Consider the following 21,471-nt stretch of genomic DNA (forward strand, 5'->3'; position numbering starts at 1 on the left):
AAAGCTAAAAGAAAACCCCGGGCTGCATGCAGTGCCGGGGTTTTTTGTATTTGGATTTGTTTTTCCATGCCACGCCGTAAGCAGCCCTCGGGGAGAGGGCCGCAGGCGTGTGCCAAACAAACACAGAACAAAAACTTTTAAGCGAAAAGCCGTAAGCTAATCACCTAAGATCTTTTGAAGGCACAGCGCTTCGTTTAAAGCAGTGCCTATATGTTTAAGAACAATAAATCTTTCCCTCTCTATCTTTCTAGTCTGCGATTATATGTGTAAAGCCTAGAGACTAAAGCGCCATAACGCAAAATAGAAGAAGCCTTTGTGATTTTTCCGATAACTGAGCCCTGCGTTTAGGAACAGGTTTAAGAAATTTAGGCTTCTTATCAGTACGTTGCAAGATAATAATTTTTTTTGTTAAAGAAAAAAATATCGAAATATTTTGTGTAATCCAAATAATAGGAATATCGAAAATTAGACTTTTTTCAAACGATAGAAAAGGTCTGAATAGTTAAATTATTCAGACCTTTTTAATGCTTAATTATTAAAAGGTTTTATCAGCAACGTCCCACCACAAACGGGTCCCGCCATTATCTTGCCCGCCTAGCATCTCAACAGCCTCGGCTACTGCCGCACTATTACTGTTATATTCACGTTGCGGATAGGGCATCCGTCTAACGCCGGGAATAGTAGGTATCGTTCCACCACTATAATTTACTACAACAGGAAATAGAATAGGATAACCGGTGCGCCGATATTCAGCCCAGGCTTCATCACCGTCCGGAAATATAGCAATCCACTTCTGGGTGATGATGCGTTCCAGCTTAGTCGCGCTGGTAGCAGCATCATCCCATTTGATTGTAATTTTACTCAGGTAAGGAGAAGAAGCAGCAACGTCATTTTCCCCGCTCTTAACAGCCTTCGGATCTACGTAAGGCATAGCCATGCTTGTTGCATCATTCTTATAAGCGCTTGCTTGAGCGGTTAAATTATACATCTCAAAAGACCGGTCGATGCCTGTCTCATAATTGGTTTTCGCATCTCCTGCATTGCTCCAACCTCTCAATGCCGCTTCGGCTTTCAAAAACCAGCTTTCGGGAGCTACCATTAATTGCATCTTCATAGCTTGTGGTTGCAATTTGGAGTAATTGTCGTACCGGCTTTTGGCATCAATGTTAATACCGGAACGGATCCCCTTATATTGTCCGGCGACAGCGGGATCCGTTGCGGTAAGGAATAGTTTGGGTAGACGAGGGTCGTTGTAACCGCGTAAAATAGATTCAAATGGAGCACCCAGTCGGGTATCACTCCAACTACTGGTGATGATGTTTAAGGGATGGTCTACACTTAAGGTGATGTAGCAGTTATCGACTACATTTTCCAATAAACCGCCATTTACAGGGTCCAGGGCTTTCTCGCCCTCGGTTTTAGCTAATGTAGGATTGACATAAGCGATGCGTAAAGCCAGTCGCAAACGCAATGTATTGGCAAATTTAAGCCAATGGCTATACCGTTTCGAGGTATAGGCAAGGTCGGCCTTCTGCATGGCCGGAGAATCCTCGTTGTTTTGAATCGTTTTAAGGATGTCAATCGCTTTATTTAAGTCCTCAAAAAATAGGGTATAGGCTTGTTCCTGCGAGTCATAAGAGATTCCGCCATCATCGTTGATCACATTATACTTACTATAAATAATTGGGCCGACCTTATCGCTAGTACGATGCATGGCCGCTACCTTTAGCACAAGGGAAAAAGCATAAATATCCTGTAAATTTTGATCTTCTTTCGTCAATTCGATCACACGATATAACGGATTCATCGCTTTAATATAACGCTGCACCCAAATAGCCTGATACCAACCTTGCACTAGGCTATAGGTTAGATTATTGGCATTACCCACAAAAGGCGCCTGCGCACCAAAGTAACCGCCATAGGCGTCGCTGCACAAATTATTGGCTAGTTGGTATTCGCCCACATCCTCCGGAATAATGTCGCGTTGTGCCTGTGCTAGAAAGGATGCTATTAAAGCATAATCGGCGTTTGCCTGATCATCTGTAACGCCCACAGGGCTGGTGTTGATCTCTTCGAACTTGTCCGTACAACTCTGACCGACGGCTAATCCGATGAACGCAATGAAAAGTATGCTGTATTTTTTAAATTTATTGATCGTGTCCATAATGTTGTCAATTAGAAAGATGCTTTTAATGTTAAACCGAAACTTCTAGTAGTGGGTAAGCCAAAAATATCATAACCCTGGCCTCCGACACCGGTGGTTGTGTTAAGCTCCGGATCATATGGAGCATCGTTTTTAAAGAAAAACAGGTTCCTTCCGGAAAGACTGAGCGAAGCTTGTTGAACCGCGCGCCATTTGATCGGCAATTTATAACTGATAGAAAGCTCGCGTAGGCGAATATTGGTGGCATCGTAAATTTGCCCTTCAATAATTCCATCCCGGTTACCGATTGCACCATAATAAGCCTGTGCTGGTAATAGACCTTGCCACGGCGTGCCATCGGCTTGTACCGCCGGAACATCTACACCGCCCCGATCACGGGCATCGGCGCTTTCTTGGCTCACACCGAAAGAATTTAAATAACCTTGAGTAATGCTGATAACCTGGCCACCAAAACGGCCATCGATGGTAAGGCTCAGCGAGAAGTCTCCATAGCTTACCGTATTGTTCCATCCAATGATAGATTTGGGATTATTATTGCCAAGGTAGCCATCGGGTCCGCCTTGAGGTCTTCCGTTTTCGTCCACGATAAGAGTACCATTCGCATCACGTAAGAATGTGCGTCCCCAAAAGTCACCGAAAGATCCACCCAGGCGCAGAACATTGAAATTGCCACCAATACTATAGCGTTCGCCAAGGCCGGGCGCCAACTCTAATATTTTGTTGCGGTTTGCCGTAAAGTTCACGCCCGTATTCCATGTGAAACGCCCGGTTTTGATCGCGTCAACACCTAAGGCAAGCTCAATCCCTTTGTTTTCGACATTTCCGGCATTGAGAAACACGGTAGTATATACCGCGCCGACGGGGCCGTCATAAGAGAAATATTGATTCTTTGTATTGGTCTTATATAGTGCTAAATCTATGTTAACGCGGTCGTTAAAGAAACGACCTTCATAACCAAGTTCAAAACTTCTGCTAATTTCGGGTTTAAGCGGAAGCCCTTTATACGGGCCAGAAACATTAGCCGTCAGTGTTCCGGTGGCTAGCGTATTTACCGGAAATGTTGAAAAGGCGGCCACATCGTTACCCACCTGTGCGTAAGAGAAGCGTAATTTACTATAATTGATAAAAGCGGGAAGTGTCATCAGTTCGGACAGGATGGTGGTTAACCCGGCCGACCAGTAAAAATACCCTTTGCTTTTGTTGGGCGTGAAAGCCAATGTTGAGGACCAGTCGTTCCGTGCGGTGAGATCGACGTAAACCTTCTCTTTGTAACCGATGTTGGCTGAGCCAAATAACGACTGAACCTGTCTTTTGTTGGCAGTTTCTGTTAGACTGGTGATGGGCGAATTTCGGTAGATATTACTTAATAGGAAAACATTGGCAATAGCTAATCGACGCTGATCCAATATCCAACCGCTTTCGCGTACATCATTAATGGACGTACCTGCCGTAAATGTCAGATTCCAATCGTCGAACTGCTTGTTTCCGTTGACTAATAAATCTCCATATAAGGCGGTACTTTCTCCTTCTTCGCGTTGATATCGACCATTATCATTCAGCACGCCCGCAATGGTTTCTCCGGAAATGACGCCTTGGGTACCGGCATAGGTTCGGCGTTGCCACTTATCCCAACGCTTGTTAAGGGTCCCTCGTGCCGTGACATTCAGCCAATCAGTTATATTGTAACGCAGTTGCGCCTGGCCGATAATGTTGTTGCGGTTCTGATCAGTCGGATTTCGATGCAATACCCAGAACGGGTTCTGCTGATGGTGCGTACCCGTAAGACCAGCATCGGCATTGATATTCCACCAGTCCTGTAAATATAGATTTCTTGACGACGAAAAGTATTCGAAGGTTTTATATTTTTCGAAATCCTGCCCGCGAGGAAACATATATAGGCCACTTAAGGGACTGAAATACAAACCGGAGGCAGGGCGATTATGTATCTTCTGATAGGAGTACATTAAGCTTCCATCGAAGGACAATTTATTGTCGAAGAAGTTGGATGTATTGCGAAGCGATACGGTATGCTGATCGAATGTGTTGGTTGGAAGTACCCCTTTATTCGTGGTGTTGCCATAAGAGAAATAATTCTGCATCTTTTCCGTGCCGCCACTAAAACTAACTGAATTAATAAAGGTGGTCCCTGTATCGAAGAAATCTTTTACAGGGTCTGAAAAGGAGCCTGCTTCACCCCAACTTTCTTCACTATCGGGCGTCGACTGGCCATATTTATATTGTAGCTTGGGTAAGTAAAAAGGTTTATCAATTGTCACGCCGGAGGATATATCCAGTCGCATACGCCCGGCCGCTCCTTTTTTAGTGGTAATCATAATGGCTCCGTTGGCTCCCTGACTGCCATAGAGTGCAGAAGCAGAGGCGCCTTTTAACACGTTGATACTAGCGATATCATCTGCATTCAGGGTACTGAGAATGTCGCCTTTGTCTGTTCCGCCACCAAAAGGGCCCTCAGAGCCACTGCCCGAAGTATTGGTAATCGGCAAACCGTCTACTACATAAAGCGGTTGATTACTGCGGTTCGATTTCATACCTCTTAAGACAATATTAACAGAACCGCCCATCCCGGACGAGCTGCGGTTAATCTGAAGTCCCGAAATTCTGCCGGTTAAGTTATTCATCGGGTTTACATCTTTAACACGCGTCAGTTCATCGCCCTTCACAGTCTGGGTAGAGTAAGTCAAGCTTTTAGCTTTGCGTTCAATCCCCAAAGCGGTAACTACCACCTCGTTCAGTTTATTGTCTGACGCAACCAAACGTATATTAAGAGGGGTGTTGTTATTGGCTGCGACGGTAACAGTTTGCGATTCGTAACCCAAAAATGAAACTTCAAGCGATAAGTTGTTTAAACTGGTTTGTAAATTGAATCGGCCCTCTTCGTCGGTGGAAGTGCCGATATTCGTTCCTTTTACTTTGATGGATACGCCAGGTAACGGTTGGCCATCCGTCTGATCGGATACTTTTCCGATGATACTTCTTGTCTGCGCTCCCAATAAGAGCCATTGACTAAAGAACATTAAGCATAGCAAAACTTTCTTCATGTTAAGTGATTTTGGTTATAAATTGTTGTTTAAGAACGGGTTGTGTTACATTAGGTTGGCCTGCAAATGCTTTCAAAAAGCACAATAATATCCCAGCGCACATTTTTTTGTTTCACAAATGTGATCGCCTGCTTCACAGCATCGAGTCCGTAAATAAATTGATAGGGTAAGTGCTTTACGATCGATTACACGATTAAGTTATTGAGAATAACAGAAAACCTCTAAGGATCTATTGCACAATAATGTTTAATAAACGAGGGATTAAGCTGGTTGATGGCTTACATTCTGTTCTCTGTTGCTATCAATAAAATGTATTGATCGGTTGCTTGTATTGTTCTTGTGTTTGTATTAGTCTGACTTTAATTGAATTTAGTCTCTCATAATTGTAACATTTCTGTGAATATAGATAATATTTTTAACAAAGCAATAGTATTTCAAAAAAAAAGTTTTTGATGGGTTCTTATTTATACCAAGTATAAAATGAAACATACTTTTGTGAAATAAAATAGAAGTTTAGCAGCTCGTGCCCACCTAACTTAAGCTTTCAAGTTTGCTGTGTAGACAGAAAACAAGCCCTATCCGGCTCTTCAAAAAAATAGCTGATTTCAGGGGCAGCCGATAGTGGCAAATTCGCTAGTTTTGTTCACATCCCATTAGAAATATGACAAACGACGAATTAAGAGCAATAGAGTCCGCCGCAAGGGCTAAAGATTCGGAACAACTCAAGGCGATAACCGAACAGGCTACAAGTGCTAAAGATTTTCAAGATTATGCACTTGGATCTGCCGTCACTCAGTTGATTAAATCGAGTCAATACGAAATAATCGACCTTTTTATTCGGAAAGGTTTGATCGAAACGGATCTTTATCTATACGACAAATTTGACAATAGTATTATTAACACATTCTTACGCATCGATAGTCTGCAATTGCAGGACTTAGCTGGTTATTTAGCTTGGTTTGAAACTTTTGCCACCCGGATCGATGAAATTGACGAAGAAGTAGGGGGGATTACTTTACTCAACTATGCGATTGAGGTGAATGCGCCCGTCTCCTTATTGAAAATATTAGTGGGTCAAGGGGCAGACATTCATCGGAAAGATAAATACGACCAAACGCTTCTTTACAAGATATGTAATTACGGGATGAAACCCGAAGCCTATCGAAGAGAGCTTGTAACATGGTTGATAGCAGAAGGCCTAGATATAAATGCTGCCAATGTTGAGGGGAATACACCCCTTCATGTTGCTGTTCGTTTGCGGAATATAGAGGTGATAAAAGCGTTGTTGGAAGCCGGTGCCTACCCCAATGTTGAAAATAAGCAGGGAGAGAGCGCCTTTTTTCATGCCGCTGTTTTTCAATTCGACGCAAAAATAATGGAGTTGTTTTTACATTATCAGACCCCGGATTTTTATGCTTTAACCAAACAAAAAGAGAATCTCTTAAATGGTTTTTTGCGCGCCATGGTATATGAGAATGATGATAATTATAAAATATTGGATATGTTGTTAGATCATGGAGGCGACCTTAAGGAGCCGTCGGACTATTACCATCGGCCAAAAACAGGAATTGACTGGGCTTTAGAGAAGTCATACAACTTACTGGAGCGCTTGGTACACAGAGGTGCTCTCGATCTCGACTATCGCGATAATGAAGGCAACACGTTATTGCATAAGGTATGTATGTTTAACTTGAATTATGATGAACCAAAGGCAAAAGAACTGTACCGAAAGGTGAAATTTCTATTACAACAAGGTGTAGATGCCAAATTAGAAAATATAGCCGATAAAAAAGCGGTAGATTATGCGTTGGGTGACAATCTGAAATCAAAAACAGTAGAATTATTATTAGCACAAGAATAAGTTGTATTATGTCTCAATCATTTATCATTGCCTGTGAAGGAGGTAAAAGGAAGATTGCTGAAATCCTTTTGGAAAAACAACAAGTTGATGTGGGTTATACTGACGAAAAAGGCCGTACAGCATTACATTATGCGGCGCATCGCGGTTATTTGGATCTAGTGAAGCAATTAGTTGAATCAGGTGCGGATCTGAATTATGAAGACCATCAGGGAGAAACGCCCCTGTACTTTGCCTTGTTGCAAAAACAGAAACAAACGGCCTTGTTTTTAATGAACCAGGGAGCTGATATACGAATAAACGACTTTCTGGGTAACAGCTTATTGCATATTGCCGCAAGAACCGGACAACAGGAGGTGGCCGAAAAATTGATCGCTGACGGACTCGATATTAACGCTTTAAACAATGAGGCAGAATCACCTTTATTGATTGCTGTGCAATATAAGTACCCGCCGATGGTGCAATTACTATTAGATAATGGAGCTGAAGCAAATGTAAGTGATAAGCAGGGAAATACGGCGTTAAATTTGGCTGTTGAACAGAACTCGGTACCGATCGTTAATAAGCTTTTAGACAATGGAGCGGCTGTCAATATAGTGAATGATCAGAGCGAAGGCCCTCTCCTTTTAGCAACGAAATTAGGTAACCGTTTAATTACGCAACGTTTAGTAGAACAGGGTGCTGATATTTTTGCCGAATCGGCCGAAGGTATATCGCCGGTATGGTACGTGTGTGGCAGTAATCAAAAGGAGCTATTGGCGCTATTTCTATCCAAAGGATTGTCTCCCGATTATGCAAGGCCGGTCGATTCTTTCGATGGCCGAGACGGGGATTATATTCGGAAATTGATTGCGCGAACCGGTACGCGTACTTTTATATTAGGCTTTGAACCGCATTATGCAGGCGAGACTTTGTTACAGACGGCCGCGAAATCCGGTTATCTTTCTTTAGTAAAACAACTGTTAGAGGCGGGAGCAGCGATTGATAAGCAAGACGCCGCAGGCAATACCGCGTTGCATTATGCAGCGGCTTATGGTAAGAAAGATGTTGTCCGGTTTTTGTTAACGCATGGCGCAACCACAGATTTAGCCAACGCGTTGGAGCAAAAGCCTATCGATTATGCTAATATGCAAGGTTTCAACGAGATAACCGCCCTATTAATCGATTTTGGTGCTCAATCAAATGATATAGTTGACGGGCCGATGCAGGCAGAAATGCCAAAGGTAGCCGTACAGGCGGGTATGGATATGGCACAAAAGAAACAGGCACTTTTTGATTTGAAGGATTTATTAGATGCAGGTATAATCAATCAAGAGGAATTTGATGCCGAGAAAAATAAAATTCTACAATCCTGAACTTGTTGAAATATAAAATAAGATAACTATGTTGATTTATCGAGGTTGGGGAATCTTAGCCATTTTAATACCCATTGTATGTATAATGATTGGCATATCGCTTTTTGGCGAAGCAGGAAATTCGACTTTACGTGGGTTTCTTTACAGTTTGTTAGTTTCCGGTATTATAATCGTTCCCTTGGGGCTTTATCTTAAACGTAAAGGTAGAAAGCACGATTTATATTTTATTCCGTTATTTGTTTGGGGAATCGTTTGGATCACTGTTGCGTTTGGGTTTTTACTCGGAAAAGGTCTTTTGTAAGTGAGTTTACCAAGCAATAGGTTAGCTTGTGTTTTATTGTCAATTTGGCTAAGTTTGTCTAGTAATGGTCAAACAGCTATGGTTTTCTGTTCTCTTTGTTGTTTTCATTAGCCTCGCACACGGTCAAACGCAGGATAGCACAAATTATTACGTCCAGTTCTCGTCCACGAATTCGATTAATAAAACAAATGACAAAAGCGCATTTCTATTGAACAACGCACTCCGTTTTTCCATCGCAAAAGAGCGGATTAAACTAAATTTCAACAATAACTGGCTCTATGGACGCCAGGATGGGAGCCAGTCAAATAACGATTTTTCAAGCTCACTTGATTTTAATATTTATCGGAAAGATCTTCGATTTTTCTATTGGGGTTTAGCGAATTACAATACGAGCTTTTCCTTAAAGATTAGAAACCAACTATTGGCGGGAGCCGGCGTTGCTTATAACCTGATTGACAAAAACGAAGTTTTTCTTAACATAAGCGACGGCTTTCTCTATGACGCAAGCAGTATTCTTGAAAATGAGTTACCTATAGATTATCAAACGGTACGAAACTCTTTTAGACTCCTTTACAAATTTGTCTTTAAAGAGCTTATCATCATTCAGGGCAGTAATTTCTACCAACCTTCGCTCACCGATGCGGCAGACTTTAATATTAAATTAAACAACGATATTGCATTTAAACTAAATAAATGGCTTAGTTTAAAAGGCTCTTTGGTATATAACCGTATTAATCGTACAGATCGAGAAAACCTATTATTTACCTATGGAGTTGCTTTTGAAAAGTATTTTTAAGCTTTCGGTATTTGCCCGAGCTACTTCACAAAAACGACGATAATGAAAACTTTTTTGGTACGTTATTACTTCTGTAAAAGAAGTAATTTGTCTTGCGAATGAAACCTTCCACTAATATGGCAGGGAAGCATAGGTCTAATTCATTAATTATTTTACGCTGATGAAGAAAGCAGTTGTATTTGGTGCCACCGGCCTCATAGGCTCGTATCTTTTAAAGGAATTACTCAATAGTACAGATTATGAAGTCGTAACGGTTGTTGTTCGGAGAAAATTGACTATTCATCATCCTAAGTTGAAACTGTTAATAGGCGACTATCATAGCTTACCTAGTCTGAAAGAAGATATTAAAGCCGATGAAGTTTATATAACCTTGGGAACTACGAAAAATAAAACACCTGATCAAAGGGTATATTACGAGATAGACCACGACTATCCGGTGCTGGCTGCAAAAATAGCCAAAGAACAAGGTGCAACAGCCGTTTTTTTAGTGACGGCCGTCGGTGCGAATCCTAGCTCCGGTGTGTTTTATTTAAGGACGAAGGGGGAAGTGGAAAGGGATCTCATAGCACAAGGGTTCGATCATACACATATTTTCAGACCTTCCATGTTAATGGGAAATCGGGACGAGAATAGGCCATTGGAAAAATTTTTTATGGCCATATGGTGGTTTATTGGACCGCTGTTAATAGGGAAGGGGCTTGAAAAATATCGAGGTATTGCCGGAGAGCGTGTGGCTAATGCCATGATAAAAGCTGCACAAAATCAAAACGAAAAAGTAAAAATTTATCATTGGCGAGAAATGCAGGATCTTTTAAAATGAGCCGAATTCGCTGCTTATGAAAAGAGCTCACATTTTGTTGCTATCAATAATTTTTTTTCCTTTGTGCAAAAGGAACCGGCATGAAAAAGGCGGAAGCAACTCGATTCAGTATTCTACGAAAAGCCTTTGAACTCATATACACGAAGGGATATCAAACAACGAGCATTGATGATATTCTTGCAACAACAAAAGTAACGAAAGGAGCCTTCTATTACCATTTCAAGAATAAAGATGAAATGGGACTGGCCATTATCAATGAAATTCTTAAACCTAATTTTGCCAAAAATTTCATTGATCCTTTAAAAAACGATCAGGACCCTATAGAACTCATATATAATATGATGTACCACCTCTTGATGGAAAACGAATTTCTAAAAGTAGAATATGGTTGCCCTGCCGCTAATCTAACGCAAGAAATGGCCCCTTGGAATGAGCGTTTTGCGAAAGCACTTGACGAACTCGTCAATCAATGGAATAAGTCTTTAATCGCAACGATCGAAAAAGGAAAGAAAGACGGACGTATACGACAGAACGTGGACGCAAAACAGGTTACTTTTTTTGTTATGTCGGGTTATTGGGGTATCCGTAATTTCGGCAAACTTGAAAATAATCGATCGGTATATGTTCCTTATTTAAAGGAACTTAAGAATTACTTGAACTCGCTGAGATAATTTTTTTATCTAAAAACATACTGAGTAGTATGTTTTGTTATATCTTTGCTTCGTTAATTAAAAAACGATGTACGTTACACTTATTTTTCTTCATTCTCTTTTCAGGTGGTTGGTGCTAGTCAGTCTAGTCGTCGCTATTGTTCGTGCCTATCTAGGTGTTAATCAGCTTAAGCCCTTTTCAAAAACGGATAATGCAATTAGGCATTGGACGGCCACCATTGCACACATACAGCTGGTGCTTGGAATTATCCTTTATACCAAAAGCCCTATTATAAAATATTTCTGGAAGGAAACCGAGGAGACCTCGTCGAATTGGGACGTAGCATTTTTTGCCCTGTTCCATGCCTTCTTGATGTTTAGCGCGGTGGTTGTCCTTACTGTTGGCTCTTCTTTAGCTAAGCGTAAATCGGAAGATGGAGAAAAGTTTAGGACCATGCTGATATGGTTTTCAATAGCCTTGTTTATTATTTTTATAGCCATTCCATGGCCATTTTCACCTTTATCTAGCAGACCTTATTTTAGATAATATGATACACTTGAAACAATCAAAAGTTGCTACGCTCCGTCTGATAGGTGTAGCCGAGGGAATATCGTTATTAATCCTCGTTTTTGTCGCGGTACCGATGAAATACTATTTCGATAACCCTTCTTTAACTAAATTAATGGGCCCTATTCATGGTGCGCTGTTTTTGCTATTTGTTTTTAATGCGCTTAGTGTAGGAATAGAGCAAAAATGGAAATTTAGAACCACCACATGGCAGGTTCTACTGGCTTGTATCGTGCCCTTTGGGACGTTCTATATCGATCGAAAGATTCTTCGGAAATTAGATTAAAAAAGTAAATGTGTCATTGTTGTTAAAAAACGGTGACAGCAATACGAAATAGTAGCGCTTTATCTCATCTTTACGTTACAAAGAAGCTTACATTTAATCTGTTCTTTATTCGTCTGAGCATAAAAAATATAGATTAGAAAAAATTAATTTCATATTATCAAAATGTTAAGCCAAATTTGCAAATGTTTTTTTGAGAGGAGATGCAACCTTTAATTCAAATGGAATACCCGGCAACCATTACCTGGAAACAGGCGATGCAAAGTTGGGCTTTTAAAAGCTGGCTGATCGCTGGCCATCTTTTGTTTATTGTACTTTTATTTGTGCTGCCCCAATTCTTTGATCATATCGAGCTGAGAGATGGAGTGCCTTTATATGATCCGTTGCTGAACCTCTTACCTACCATGGATTTATCAACGCCCATATTTGTATGTATATGGGGGATGGCAGCGTTGCTTTTGTATCGGTGTTTTTCTAGCCCTGCCATTATGATTACCGCATTATATGGCTTCTTGCTGGTTGTATTTATGCGGATGCTGACCATTTCGTTGGTCGCATTAGACCCTCCCACCGGATTAATTCCTCTAGTGGATCCGTTAAGCAATATTGCCTATGGAAAGGCCGGTTTTATTACCAAAGATCTTTTTTTTCCGGTCATACCTCCACGATGTTTCTTATCTTTTTATGTTTACCAAATCGAGTGGATAAGCTATTAGCTTTAATAGCCACGCTATTGGTCGGAAGCATGGTGCTGATTCAGCATGTGCATTACAGTATCGATGTGCTGGCGGCTCCTTTATTTACCTGGTGTTGTTTTTGGTTGGGACGCGAAATCGCATTAAGCGGATGGTATAAGGCAGCCCATTTAGCTTTAGCAAAAGAAAAAGTGGGTGTGCGTGTGGTGACTACTGAGCTTCGTAAGCTATAATTTCTCTTCCAATAGCGTTAATTTCATCGTCCGCTTCAAAACGAGGTAGCTCGGTTTCCGAATCCAATTTAATCCAGCTATTCTCCGTGTCTTTCATGATTTTCATATATTCGACACCATCTTTATAAACGGTATAGATGTCCTCTTCTTCCGGGAAGATCGCATAATCAATCTCATTGAGAGTAATGTCAAAAGGCTCTTTCGTTTGCATAGTCATCTTTTGTTACAAAGTTAAGGAAATTCTATTATAGTAAATAAGGTAGATAGTTTGGGTTAGACTTATTGCACTTTACATGGAGTCATGCTCATTTTAAAAGAACGTTTATTTTATACATCCCACTTGCTGCGCCCATTGGGCCAAGGTGCTTTGGCTTGTCTATTCCGTTGCAACCCGTGGTCAGATGCCCATCCGTGAATCGGAGCCACCCTCTTGCGCAATGGCGTGCCCTTCGTTCGTCGATTCACTGATTACCGTCTGCTTCGCATAATAATGGTGAGGGGCATCTTTGACTGCCGGTTGCTGCCTCCATAGACTAGGCCATTATCGTCCTTTGGAACGATTTTGCAACGGGCTATAGCGCAGGGCATAACGGCCTTCCAGGGTGAGCGTAAAGAAAATTCGGTTAGCAGGGCGTGCTAAAGTGTTATGCGAAAAAGCGAAGGGAAGGAATTGTGAATAGGGGCGGCTCCGCAGAACAGAGGGATAGGAACCGAATTTTTAGTGAGCACTGGATAGCCTTGATTGTTTGGTTCTTTATGATCAAGCATAAAGAACATATATTAAAAAAGTTGAATAAAATAAACGTTCTTTTTATTATTACGCTCGATTGGATCATATGTTGAAAAAACTTTTTATAGTTAAACCTGTTGTGCTGAAAATAGTCTTATCGGTTGTAAATAATGATTATATGAGAAAAGTTTTTATACTAATCACGATGTTAACCATCGTCGTTGCTGCCTGTACAGCGAAAAAGGGGATGACGTCCAAAAAAGATGCATTGAACGGAACATGGGAATTGGACTATATCAGCGGTCCTCGCATTGCATTTGAAGGCTTGTATCCCAATAAAAAACCCTTTATAAAAATTGAAGTAGACAGTAACCGCGTGAGTGGCAATACCAGTTGCAATAACTTTTTCGGAAAACTGAATCGCGATGGTCATAATATAAGCTTTAAAGAAGGTTTAGGAATGACGAAAATGTTTTGCGAAGGGCAGGGAGAGCCGACCTTCATCAGTACGCTCGAAAAGGTAAATCGTTATGATATTACCGATGAAGGTAAAACGCTTCATTTTATTATGGGAGATATTGCTATGATGCGGTTCAGGCGGATTGACTAAATGCTGAAATCGGACCTCTGTTAAAGGTTTGTTTCTTACCCTGAAATTTTGTACTTTGGACTATCACTTTTATTAACTAAGTTTTTATTAAAAAAATAAACGATTCAGTATGGGAAAAGGAGATAAAAAAACCAAAAGAGGGAAGATCACGATGGGTTCATTCGGAAAAACGAGACCTCATAAGCAAAAAAAAGTCGCAGCAGCAACGGCGGTTGTAGAAGAAAAGGCCACAGTAAGTGCTAAAAATAAAAAGGGTTGATATTCATCAACCCTTCCTTATAACCTATTTAAACGTTAATTATTTCTTTTCCTTTTTATAAGCAGCATTTAAGCCGTCTACCACTTCTTTGGTGATTTCAAGGCTCTCATCTGCGAACAGTACACCCGGGTTTCCTTTGGCATAAGTTAATACAAATTTATAGCCTTTCTCTTTCGCATGCGATTTAAGGTAATCGGCTACCTTGTTGTATAACTTTTCTTGTTCTTGGGCTTCATCATTGGCAAATGACTGATTCGCATTCTGGTTGAATTTGCCGAGCTCTTCCTGCTTACGTGCCAAACGTTCTTCTGTACTTTGGCGCTGTTCTGCACTCATGGTAGCAGCGTTTTTTTGGTACTCAGCCACTTCACGTTGAAAAGCATTGCCTTTCGCTTGTAGCTCGCTCTGTGTCTTTTTTGCTTTTTCCTGAAGCTTGGCTTGCATATCTTTAAAGTACTCATAATTGGCTAATAGCGAATCAGAGTTTACATATACGATCTGTCCTTCAGTGGCTGCGGCAGCAGTGCTGTCTTTGCCGGACTTAGCCGCCGGTTTATTTGCATTGTTATTACATGATACTGCAGCCACAGCCAGCATCAAGCCTAATGAAATTTTTGCTATAGAAGCGAATGGTTTGTTCATCTTATGTCTTTATTGTTTAATTTCTATGCAATCAAAACGCAAACCTAACATAAAAATCATATACTAAGCAATTTTTTTTTAAATGCGCGCGGGAATCATGCATATTGAGAAACCGATTTTATGAGGTGTATGTCAGCAAAAAATTGACTGGATAGGAAAGGAATTGTAGGCGTTCCCATCCTATTCTCTGTGTTTTTTTATCTAGAAAAAAAGAACATTAAATAGCTATTATATAAGGAGTAAATTACTCAAAGTCGGTAAAATTTCGTATTTTTGTGTTTTTGGAACTAAACTATACATGAGCGAAGAAAACAAAAACAAATCCAACTATTCCGCAGATAATATACAGGTATTAGAGGGCTTAGAAGCCGTAAGAAAAAGACCGTCAATGTATATCGGAGACGTTGGCGTGAAAGGTTTGCACCACTTGGTGTATGAAGTAGTTGATAACTCCATTGATGAAGCGCTAGCCGGTTACTGTACAGACATTCATGTAATCATTCATAAAGATAACTCCATAACAGTGGAGGATAACGGACGGGGTATCCCAACCGGAATCAATAAAAAAGAGAACAAATCAGCCTTGGAAATGGTCATGACTATGCTCCATGCCGGTGGTAAGTTCGATAAGGACACCTATAAGGTTTCCGGTGGTTTACATGGTGTTGGTGTTTCCTGTGTGAATGCACTCTCTACCTTGTTGATAGCTGAAGTACATCGGGAAGGTAAAATATTTAAACAAGAGTATGCGCAGGGAAAACCTCTGTATGATGTAAAAGTAATTGGTGAAACCGATCGTACCGGAACGAATGTTACTTTCCATCCGGATCCAAGTATTTTTACCATGACTACCACGTATAGTTATGATACGCTTGCCGGTAGATTGCGTGAGTTGGCTTATTTAAACAAAGGAATCAGACTTACCCTACTTGACGAACGCGAGGAGCAAGAAGATGGAGCATTACGTCATGAAGAGTTTTATTCTGAAGGTGGCCTGAGCGAGTTTGTTAAATTTTTGGATGGTAACCGTCAGCCTCTAATTCCTGACCCCATTCATGTGGAAGGAATAAAACAGGGTATACCGGTAGAGTTAGCTTTGCAATATAATGATACCTATTCCGAAAACGTGCACTCCTACGTGAACAATATCAATACCATTGAAGGGGGTACTCATGTTGCCGGATTTAGGAGAGGCTTAACCCGTACTTTGAAAGCTTATGCAGATAAATCGGGCCTGTTAAAGAACCTAAAGGTAGAAATTACAGGTGATGATTTTCGAGAAGGCTTAACGGCTGTTATTTCTGTAAAGGTCGCTGAGCCGCAGTTTGAAGGACAAACAAAAACCAAACTCGGGAACAACGAAGTAATGGGCGCCGTAGATGTCGCTGTAGGCGAGATTTTGGGTACTTACCTGGAAGAAAATCCACGCGAAGCAAAGGCAATTGTACAGAAGGTTATCATCGCGGCTCAAGCTCGCGCCGCTGCACGCAAAGCCCGTGATATGGTGCAGCGCAAAACGGTAATGGGAGGTAGCGGTTTGCCGGGTAAGTTGGCCGATTGCGCAAACAATGATCCTGCTAAATGTGAAATATACCTCGTAGAGGGAGACTCGGCGGGAGGAACCGCAAAACAGGGGAGAAACAGGGAATTTCAGGCAATCCTGCCTTTGCGTGGTAAAATCCTCAACGTAGAAAAAGCGATGGAGCATAAAATCTACGAGAACGAGGAAATTAAGAATATGTTTACCGCCCTAGGGGTGAGTATCGGTACTCCTGAAGATGCGAAGGCGCTGAATCTGGAAAAACTTCGTTATCATCGAATCATTATCATGACGGATGCCGATGTGGACGGTTCGCATATTACAACGTTGATTTTGACCTTCTATTTCCGTTATATGAAGGAATTAATAGAGCGAGGTTATGTCTACATTGCTACTCCTCCGTTGTACTTAGTAAAAAAAGGTAAAGAACATGAGTACGCGTGGAATGAAAATCAACGACTGGCAGCTATTCAACGGTTGAAAGGTGCCGGTAAAGAGGATAGCGTACATGTTCAGCGGTATAAAGGTTTGGGAGAGATGAACGCAGAGCAGTTGTGGGATACTACCATGAACCCCGAAACCCGCACCTTACGTCAGGTGAGTATAGAAAATGCGGCGGAGTGCGACCGTGTCTTTTCCATGTTAATGGGCGATGAAGTGGCACCTCGTCGGGAGTTTATTGAGCGTAACGCTAAATATGCGAAGATAGACGTATAAAAGTTCTAAGTTTTAAGTTGTACGTTTTAAGTGCCTTATAACGTACAACTTTTAACCTATCACTTTAAAAAATTAACCAAGCCTATTACTAAATCGCTGTTTAACGGGAGATTTGGATTTGAATAAGTCTTCAAGTTAGCTTCTTTATTTGCAGGTGCTGTTTTTAGTGTATGGTTCATGTTTTTTATAAGTAAGAGCGTGGCTTTGGGATTCGCTGCTTTTAACTTTTCGGCGTGGCTGGTCGGTACTTGCAAATCCGTAGTGCCTCCCACAATCAGGATTGGTATTTTTAACTTCCTGATTTCTTCTTCGGGATTGATTTTGAAAGACGAAATAAGGAAGGGTTGTATAGCCGGGGCAAATAAACTATTGAGCTCGGTCGGAACATTATTTGTCATTTTTCCCTGTTTCAGCAGGTTGATAATTGACGTAGCTTCTTTAACTAAGGAAGGTTGTGTTAATAATTGATTTTCTAACACAGTAGCAAGATTTTCTCCCGGGCCGCATAAAGAAACAACGGCGTCCGGATTCAGCTGCTCCGATGCAATAATGCCGATGTTTGAACCTTCGCTATGACCTATAATAAACAGCTTTTGAAATTTTTTTTGATTTTTGAGAAATGTTCCAAGAATCACCGCGTCATCTACAAAGTCGTTAAACACCAAGTTATTTTGGCTTGTCTGAAAGTTTACACTTTCGCCGATCAAACGCTTATCGTATCGGAAACTGGCGATGCCGTTATCCGCTAACGCTTCCGCTAATAATAAGTAACTGTTGGCTTTCACGCCATAAAGGTTGTTGCCATTGCGATCCGTAGGACCGCTACCCGCAATGATTAAAGCGACGGGAGTACCCGCTTGCGGATTTTTTGGTGTCATAAGAGTTCCGCTGATAATACCTCCATTTACTTTGATTTTTAACGCCTCTTCGGGGAAATTAGCCGGACTCCTATTGGTGTTGGCCCTGATTTTGGGTTGTTGTTGCATTAAAAAAGCCGAAATATCTCCGCTCGTGTTAAAATGGAATGTTAAGGGAACAATATAATCTTTAAAAGTGGCTTGCAGTATCAACGAGTTGTTATTATTAGTAATGCTATCGAGTGGTTCTACCTGCTCAAAAGCACCAAATTGCTGGTTAATACCCTTCCATATCTTCGATAATGTTGCTGGGTTAACCTTCGCTTTAAAATCAGCTGAAGTAAGATCAAGTGCTTCCTTGTAGTTGGAATCAACCATGAGCGAGATGAATTTTGCCGCCTTATTGCCGTTTGTGTTTTGCGCTTTTCCGCTATAAATGCTCAAGAATAATAAGGTAAAGAGAATAAAAAGGTAACGCATAAAATGAATTTTTTCTTTAAGATACAAAAATTATATGGTACTTGCTCGCGAAAATAGCTCATTGCTGAAAGCCGATCTCCATTTCCAAATAAGCGAATTTTATAGTAGGTTTGCACCTCTTTATATGTATACAATAGTATACTAAATGTTATTTATACCATGAGCATAGCGAAGACATACAACCCCAAAGAAACCGAAGATAAATGGTATGCCTATTGGCTGGAAAAGAAGTTTTTCCGTTCTATACCGGATGGTAGAGAACCCTATACGATTGTCATGCCTCCTCCTAACGTCACGGGCGTATTGCACATGGGACATATGCTAAATAATACGATTCAGGATGTATTAATTCGCCGTGCCCGGATGCAGGGTAAAAATGCCTGTTGGGTGCCCGGTACCGATCATGCGTCGATTGCAACCGAGGCAAAGGTAGTCGCTATGCTTAAAGAGCGCGGAATCAATAAAAGCGATATCACACGTGAAGAATTCTTGAAATACGCTTGGGAATGGAAGGAAAAATACGGCGGAATTATTCTCGATCAATTGCGAAAGCTGGGAGCCTCGTGCGATTGGGACCGGACGCGCTTCACTATGGAACCCGACTTGAGCGATGCGGTAATTGATACATTTATTCACCTTTATAAGAAGGGGTATATCTACCGAGGTATCCGCATGATTAACTGGGATCCGCAGGGTAAAACCGCTGTCTCAGATGAAGAAGTAATTCGCAAAGAAGTAAACCAGAAGCTGTATTATATCCAGTATCAAGTTGTAGACACGGGCGAAGAACGAACAACGAATAACCAACAACGATCGTACATCACCATCGCAACAACCCGGCCGGAAACGATTATGGCTGACACGGCCGTTTGTATCAATCCGAATGACGAACGCTATCAGCATTTAAAAGGAAAGAAAGTACTGGTTCCTATAATAAACAGGGAAATACCCATCATTGAGGATGAGTATGTTGAGATGGAATTTGGTACAGGTTGTTTAAAAGTAACGCCGGCACATGATCTGAACGACTATGAGCTGGGCCAGAAGCATAAATTAGAGGTTGTCGACATCTTAAATGACGATGGAACGCTAAATGAAAAAGCGCAGATATTAGTAGGAGAGGATCGCTTTATCGCCCGTAAAAAAATTGCTAAAATGCTGGAAGAAGTAGGGCAATTGGAAAAGGTTGAAGATTATAAGTCGCAGGTTGGCTTTTCAGAGCGGACCGATGCGGCTATTGAACCAAAGCTATCTATGCAATGGTTTTGTAAAATGGAGCACCTTGCAAAGCCGGCACTGGATTACGTGCTTAGTGGCGAGGTTAAACTAATTCCTGACAAATTTATCAATAGCTATCGCCATTGGATGGAGCATGTTAAAGATTGGAATATATCGAGGCAACTCTGGTGGGGCCAACGAATCCCGGCTTGGTACAATGAAAATCAAGATTGGGTTGTAGCTAAAACTGAAGAGGAAGCGATAGTCGAGTTTGAGCGCTTGGGAAAAAGCACAAAGGGCATTTATCAGGAGGAGGACGTGCTAGATACTTGGTTTTCGTCAGGCTTATGGCCTATATCCGTTTTTGACGGATTTAAAGAGCCAAACGGAGCCGATATCAATTATTATTATCCTACAAATGATTTGGTAACAGCGCCTGAAATATTGTTTTTCTGGGTAGCGCGTATGATGATTGCAGGGCACGAATTTCGAGGAAAGGCACCATTAAAAATGTCTACCTTACCGGTATCGTGCGCGACAAACTTGGACGAAAGATGTCTAAATCATTGGGGAATTCGCCGGATCCGATTGAGTTGATGGATCAATATGGTACGGATGGCGTGCGTGTTGGAATGTTGTTGTCGTCTCCTGCAGGTAATGACCTCATGTTTGATGTGGCCTACTGCGAGCAGGGCCGAAATTTTGCCAACAAGATTTGGAATGCCTTCCGATTAGTTAAAGGCTGGGAAACGGTTAACAAACCGGCAACAAAAGCAGAGCTTAAAACCGTGGAATGGTTTGAGAGCCGCTTTAGTGAAGCTGTGATCGAAGTAGAGGAGCATTTCGCCGCCTATAGACTTTCTGATGCGCTCATGACCATTTACAAGCTTATATGGGATGATTTCTGCTCCTGGTATCTTGAACTGGTAAAGCCGGCTTATCAACAGCCTATTGCTAAAGATCTATTGACCTTTACGATCGACTTTTTTGAGCAGGTATTGGCCCTTGCTCATCCTTTTATGCCATTTATCACGGAGGAGCTATGGCACGATGAATTGTTTGGAAGTCGGAGTGCGTTGGATTGCTGTATTGTGGCAGCCTATCCTAAGGCTTCAAAGATCGATCGGGAGCTTCTAAATGACTTTCAGGTGGTTCAGCAAGTTGTTTCTGAAATACGTAACGTGCGAAACACGAAACAAATTTCTCCTAAAGAGACACTTCCACTTGCTATCAAAGTGAATACCGATATTGCTTACGAAAACTATTTAGATAGTATCAGAAAATTGGCGAACATCAGCGACGTAAGCTTCGTTTCGGAGCAACAAGTGGGGACGGCAGCATTTATAGCAGGCAAGGATGAGTTTTTTGTAAGCATAGCTCAAAATATTGATGTGAAGGCCGAGCGTGAGCGAATAACAAATGAAATCACGTATTTACAAGGTTTCCTGAAATCGGTGAACGCAAAACTATCAAACGAGCGATTTGTACAAAACGCGAAGCCGGAGATCGTGCAGAATGAGCGTAATAAGCAAGCAGATGCACTTGCGAAGATTAAAATTTTAGAAGAAAGTTTGGCGTCACTTTAATGTTACTATTCCGTTTTCGATAGCTCAAAGCTTTTATTATCTTCGTGAGG

17 protein-coding genes and 1 pseudogene are annotated in these 21,471 nt (G+C 41.3%); 13 read left to right on the forward strand and 5 right to left on the reverse strand.

Annotated features, from left to right (window positions below):
* Positions 1-535: 535 nt before the first annotated feature.
* Both QT327_RS18080 and QT327_RS18085 read right to left on the reverse strand, forming a co-directional pair.
* Positions 536-2,164: a SusD/RagB family nutrient-binding outer membrane lipoprotein gene (locus tag QT327_RS18080; protein WP_149105359.1), complete on the reverse strand. Its 1,629-nt coding sequence runs from the start codon at positions 2,162-2,164 to the stop codon at positions 536-538.
* A gap of 11 nt (positions 2,165-2,175) precedes the next feature.
* The gene (locus QT327_RS18085) at positions 2,176-5,223 is read right to left on the reverse strand and encodes a SusC/RagA family TonB-linked outer membrane protein (RefSeq protein WP_289553620.1); all 3,048 of its coding nucleotides are present in this window, start codon (positions 5,221-5,223) and stop codon (positions 2,176-2,178) included.
* 661 nt (positions 5,224-5,884) lie between these two features.
* Between QT327_RS18085 and QT327_RS18090 the strand changes: the two genes are divergently transcribed.
* The 9 genes from QT327_RS18090 (at position 5,885) to QT327_RS18130 (ending at position 12,782) form a co-directional block, all read left to right on the forward strand.
* Positions 5,885-7,084, forward strand: coding sequence for an ankyrin repeat domain-containing protein (locus tag QT327_RS18090; protein WP_130856939.1), 1,200 nt, complete (start codon positions 5,885-5,887; stop codon positions 7,082-7,084).
* An 8-nt stretch (positions 7,085-7,092) separates the two neighbouring features.
* Positions 7,093-8,436 carry an ankyrin repeat domain-containing protein gene (locus tag QT327_RS18095; protein WP_130856941.1) on the forward strand — a complete coding sequence of 448 codons (1,344 nt, stop codon included), beginning with the start codon at positions 7,093-7,095 and terminating at the stop codon, positions 8,434-8,436.
* Positions 8,437-8,464: 28 nt separating this feature from the next.
* Positions 8,465-8,737: a hypothetical protein gene (locus QT327_RS18100; RefSeq protein WP_013665724.1), complete on the forward strand. Its 273-nt coding sequence runs from the start codon at positions 8,465-8,467 to the stop codon at positions 8,735-8,737.
* Between the two features lie 64 nt (positions 8,738-8,801).
* The gene (locus tag QT327_RS18105; RefSeq protein ID WP_013665725.1) at positions 8,802-9,533 is read left to right on the forward strand and encodes a DUF481 domain-containing protein; all 732 of its coding nucleotides are present in this window, start codon (positions 8,802-8,804) and stop codon (positions 9,531-9,533) included.
* A gap of 160 nt (positions 9,534-9,693) precedes the next feature.
* Positions 9,694-10,353: an NAD(P)H-binding protein gene (locus tag QT327_RS18110; RefSeq protein WP_149105361.1), complete on the forward strand. Its 660-nt coding sequence runs from the start codon at positions 9,694-9,696 to the stop codon at positions 10,351-10,353.
* Positions 10,354-10,433: 80 nt separating this feature from the next.
* Positions 10,434-11,024, forward strand: a complete 591-nt coding sequence (locus QT327_RS18115) for a TetR/AcrR family transcriptional regulator (protein ID WP_149105362.1) — start codon at positions 10,434-10,436, stop codon at positions 11,022-11,024.
* A gap of 67 nt (positions 11,025-11,091) precedes the next feature.
* Positions 11,092-11,550, forward strand: coding sequence for a hypothetical protein (locus QT327_RS18120; protein ID WP_013665728.1), 459 nt, complete (start codon positions 11,092-11,094; stop codon positions 11,548-11,550).
* Position 11,551: 1 nt separating this feature from the next.
* Positions 11,552-11,857, forward strand: a complete 306-nt coding sequence (locus QT327_RS18125) for a DUF3817 domain-containing protein (RefSeq protein WP_130856946.1) — start codon at positions 11,552-11,554, stop codon at positions 11,855-11,857.
* 553 nt (positions 11,858-12,410) lie between these two features.
* Positions 12,411-12,782, forward strand: coding sequence for a phosphatase PAP2-related protein (locus tag QT327_RS18130; protein WP_289554445.1), 372 nt, complete (start codon positions 12,411-12,413; stop codon positions 12,780-12,782).
* On the opposite strand, the gene QT327_RS18135 is transcribed toward QT327_RS18130, so the two are convergent.
* Positions 12,760-12,993 carry a hypothetical protein gene (locus QT327_RS18135; RefSeq protein ID WP_013665731.1) on the reverse strand — a complete coding sequence of 78 codons (234 nt, stop codon included), beginning with the start codon at positions 12,991-12,993 and terminating at the stop codon, positions 12,760-12,762. The two genes, QT327_RS18130 and QT327_RS18135, sit on opposite strands and share 23 nt — an antisense overlap.
* 697 nt (positions 12,994-13,690) lie before the next feature.
* Here QT327_RS18135 and QT327_RS18140 point away from each other — a divergent pair.
* Entirely contained in the window at positions 13,691-14,122 is a 432-nt protein-coding gene (locus QT327_RS18140; RefSeq protein WP_041388196.1) for an META domain-containing protein, read from the forward strand.
* 109 nt (positions 14,123-14,231) lie between these two features.
* Positions 14,232-14,381, forward strand: coding sequence for a 30S ribosomal protein THX (locus QT327_RS18145; protein ID WP_013665733.1), 150 nt, complete (start codon positions 14,232-14,234; stop codon positions 14,379-14,381).
* A 39-nt stretch (positions 14,382-14,420) separates the two neighbouring features.
* Here QT327_RS18145 and QT327_RS18150 read toward each other — a convergent pair whose 3' ends face one another.
* Positions 14,421-15,023 carry an OmpH/Skp family outer membrane protein gene (locus QT327_RS18150; protein WP_130856952.1) on the reverse strand — a complete coding sequence of 201 codons (603 nt, stop codon included), beginning with the start codon at positions 15,021-15,023 and terminating at the stop codon, positions 14,421-14,423.
* 298 nt (positions 15,024-15,321) lie between these two features.
* Here QT327_RS18150 and gyrB point away from each other — a divergent pair, with 298 nt between their 5' ends.
* Positions 15,322-17,280 (forward strand): DNA topoisomerase (ATP-hydrolyzing) subunit B, encoded by a 1,959-nt coding sequence (gene gyrB / locus QT327_RS18155; protein ID WP_013665735.1) that lies wholly within the window; start codon positions 15,322-15,324, stop codon positions 17,278-17,280.
* 59 nt (positions 17,281-17,339) lie between these two features.
* On the opposite strand, the gene QT327_RS18160 is transcribed toward gyrB, so the two are convergent.
* Positions 17,340-18,617, reverse strand: a complete 1,278-nt coding sequence (locus QT327_RS18160; protein WP_149105364.1) for a DUF3887 domain-containing protein — start codon at positions 18,615-18,617, stop codon at positions 17,340-17,342.
* Positions 18,618-18,776: 159 nt separating this feature from the next.
* On the opposite strand from QT327_RS18160, the pseudogene QT327_RS18165 reads away from it, so the two are divergent.
* A pseudogene (locus QT327_RS18165) lies at positions 18,777-21,421 on the forward strand (valine--tRNA ligase).
* Positions 21,422-21,471: the final 50 nt, after the last annotated feature.

It is taken from the genome of Olivibacter sp. 47 (genome assembly GCF_030372825.1).
In the GTDB taxonomy this organism is placed as follows: domain Bacteria; phylum Bacteroidota; class Bacteroidia; order Sphingobacteriales; family Sphingobacteriaceae; genus Olivibacter; species Olivibacter oleidegradans.

Coding starts and splice junctions, on each gene's coding strand:
- QT327_RS18095 (WP_130856941.1), top strand. CDS start 7,093: ATGTCTCAATCATTTATCATTGCCTGTGAAGGAGGTAAAAGGAAGATT.
- QT327_RS18125 (WP_130856946.1), top strand. CDS start 11,552: ATGATACACTTGAAACAATCAAAAGTTGCTACGCTCCGTCTGATAGGT.
- QT327_RS18120 (WP_013665728.1), top strand. CDS start 11,092: ATGTACGTTACACTTATTTTTCTTCATTCTCTTTTCAGGTGGTTGGTG.
- QT327_RS18140 (WP_041388196.1), top strand. CDS start 13,691: ATGAGAAAAGTTTTTATACTAATCACGATGTTAACCATCGTCGTTGCT.
- QT327_RS18160 (WP_149105364.1), bottom strand. CDS start 18,617: ATGCGTTACCTTTTTATTCTCTTTACCTTATTATTCTTGAGCATTTAT.
- QT327_RS18080 (WP_149105359.1), bottom strand. CDS start 2,164: ATGGACACGATCAATAAATTTAAAAAATACAGCATACTTTTCATTGCG.
- gyrB (WP_013665735.1), top strand. CDS start 15,322: ATGAGCGAAGAAAACAAAAACAAATCCAACTATTCCGCAGATAATATA.
- QT327_RS18100 (WP_013665724.1), top strand. CDS start 8,465: ATGTTGATTTATCGAGGTTGGGGAATCTTAGCCATTTTAATACCCATT.
- QT327_RS18110 (WP_149105361.1), top strand. CDS start 9,694: ATGAAGAAAGCAGTTGTATTTGGTGCCACCGGCCTCATAGGCTCGTAT.
- QT327_RS18145 (WP_013665733.1), top strand. CDS start 14,232: ATGGGAAAAGGAGATAAAAAAACCAAAAGAGGGAAGATCACGATGGGT.
- QT327_RS18135 (WP_013665731.1), bottom strand. CDS start 12,993: ATGCAAACGAAAGAGCCTTTTGACATTACTCTCAATGAGATTGATTAT.
- QT327_RS18115 (WP_149105362.1), top strand. CDS start 10,434: ATGAAAAAGGCGGAAGCAACTCGATTCAGTATTCTACGAAAAGCCTTT.
- QT327_RS18150 (WP_130856952.1), bottom strand. CDS start 15,023: ATGAACAAACCATTCGCTTCTATAGCAAAAATTTCATTAGGCTTGATG.
- QT327_RS18085 (WP_289553620.1), bottom strand. CDS start 5,223: ATGAAGAAAGTTTTGCTATGCTTAATGTTCTTTAGTCAATGGCTCTTA.
- QT327_RS18105 (WP_013665725.1), top strand. CDS start 8,802: ATGGTCAAACAGCTATGGTTTTCTGTTCTCTTTGTTGTTTTCATTAGC.
- QT327_RS18090 (WP_130856939.1), top strand. CDS start 5,885: ATGACAAACGACGAATTAAGAGCAATAGAGTCCGCCGCAAGGGCTAAA.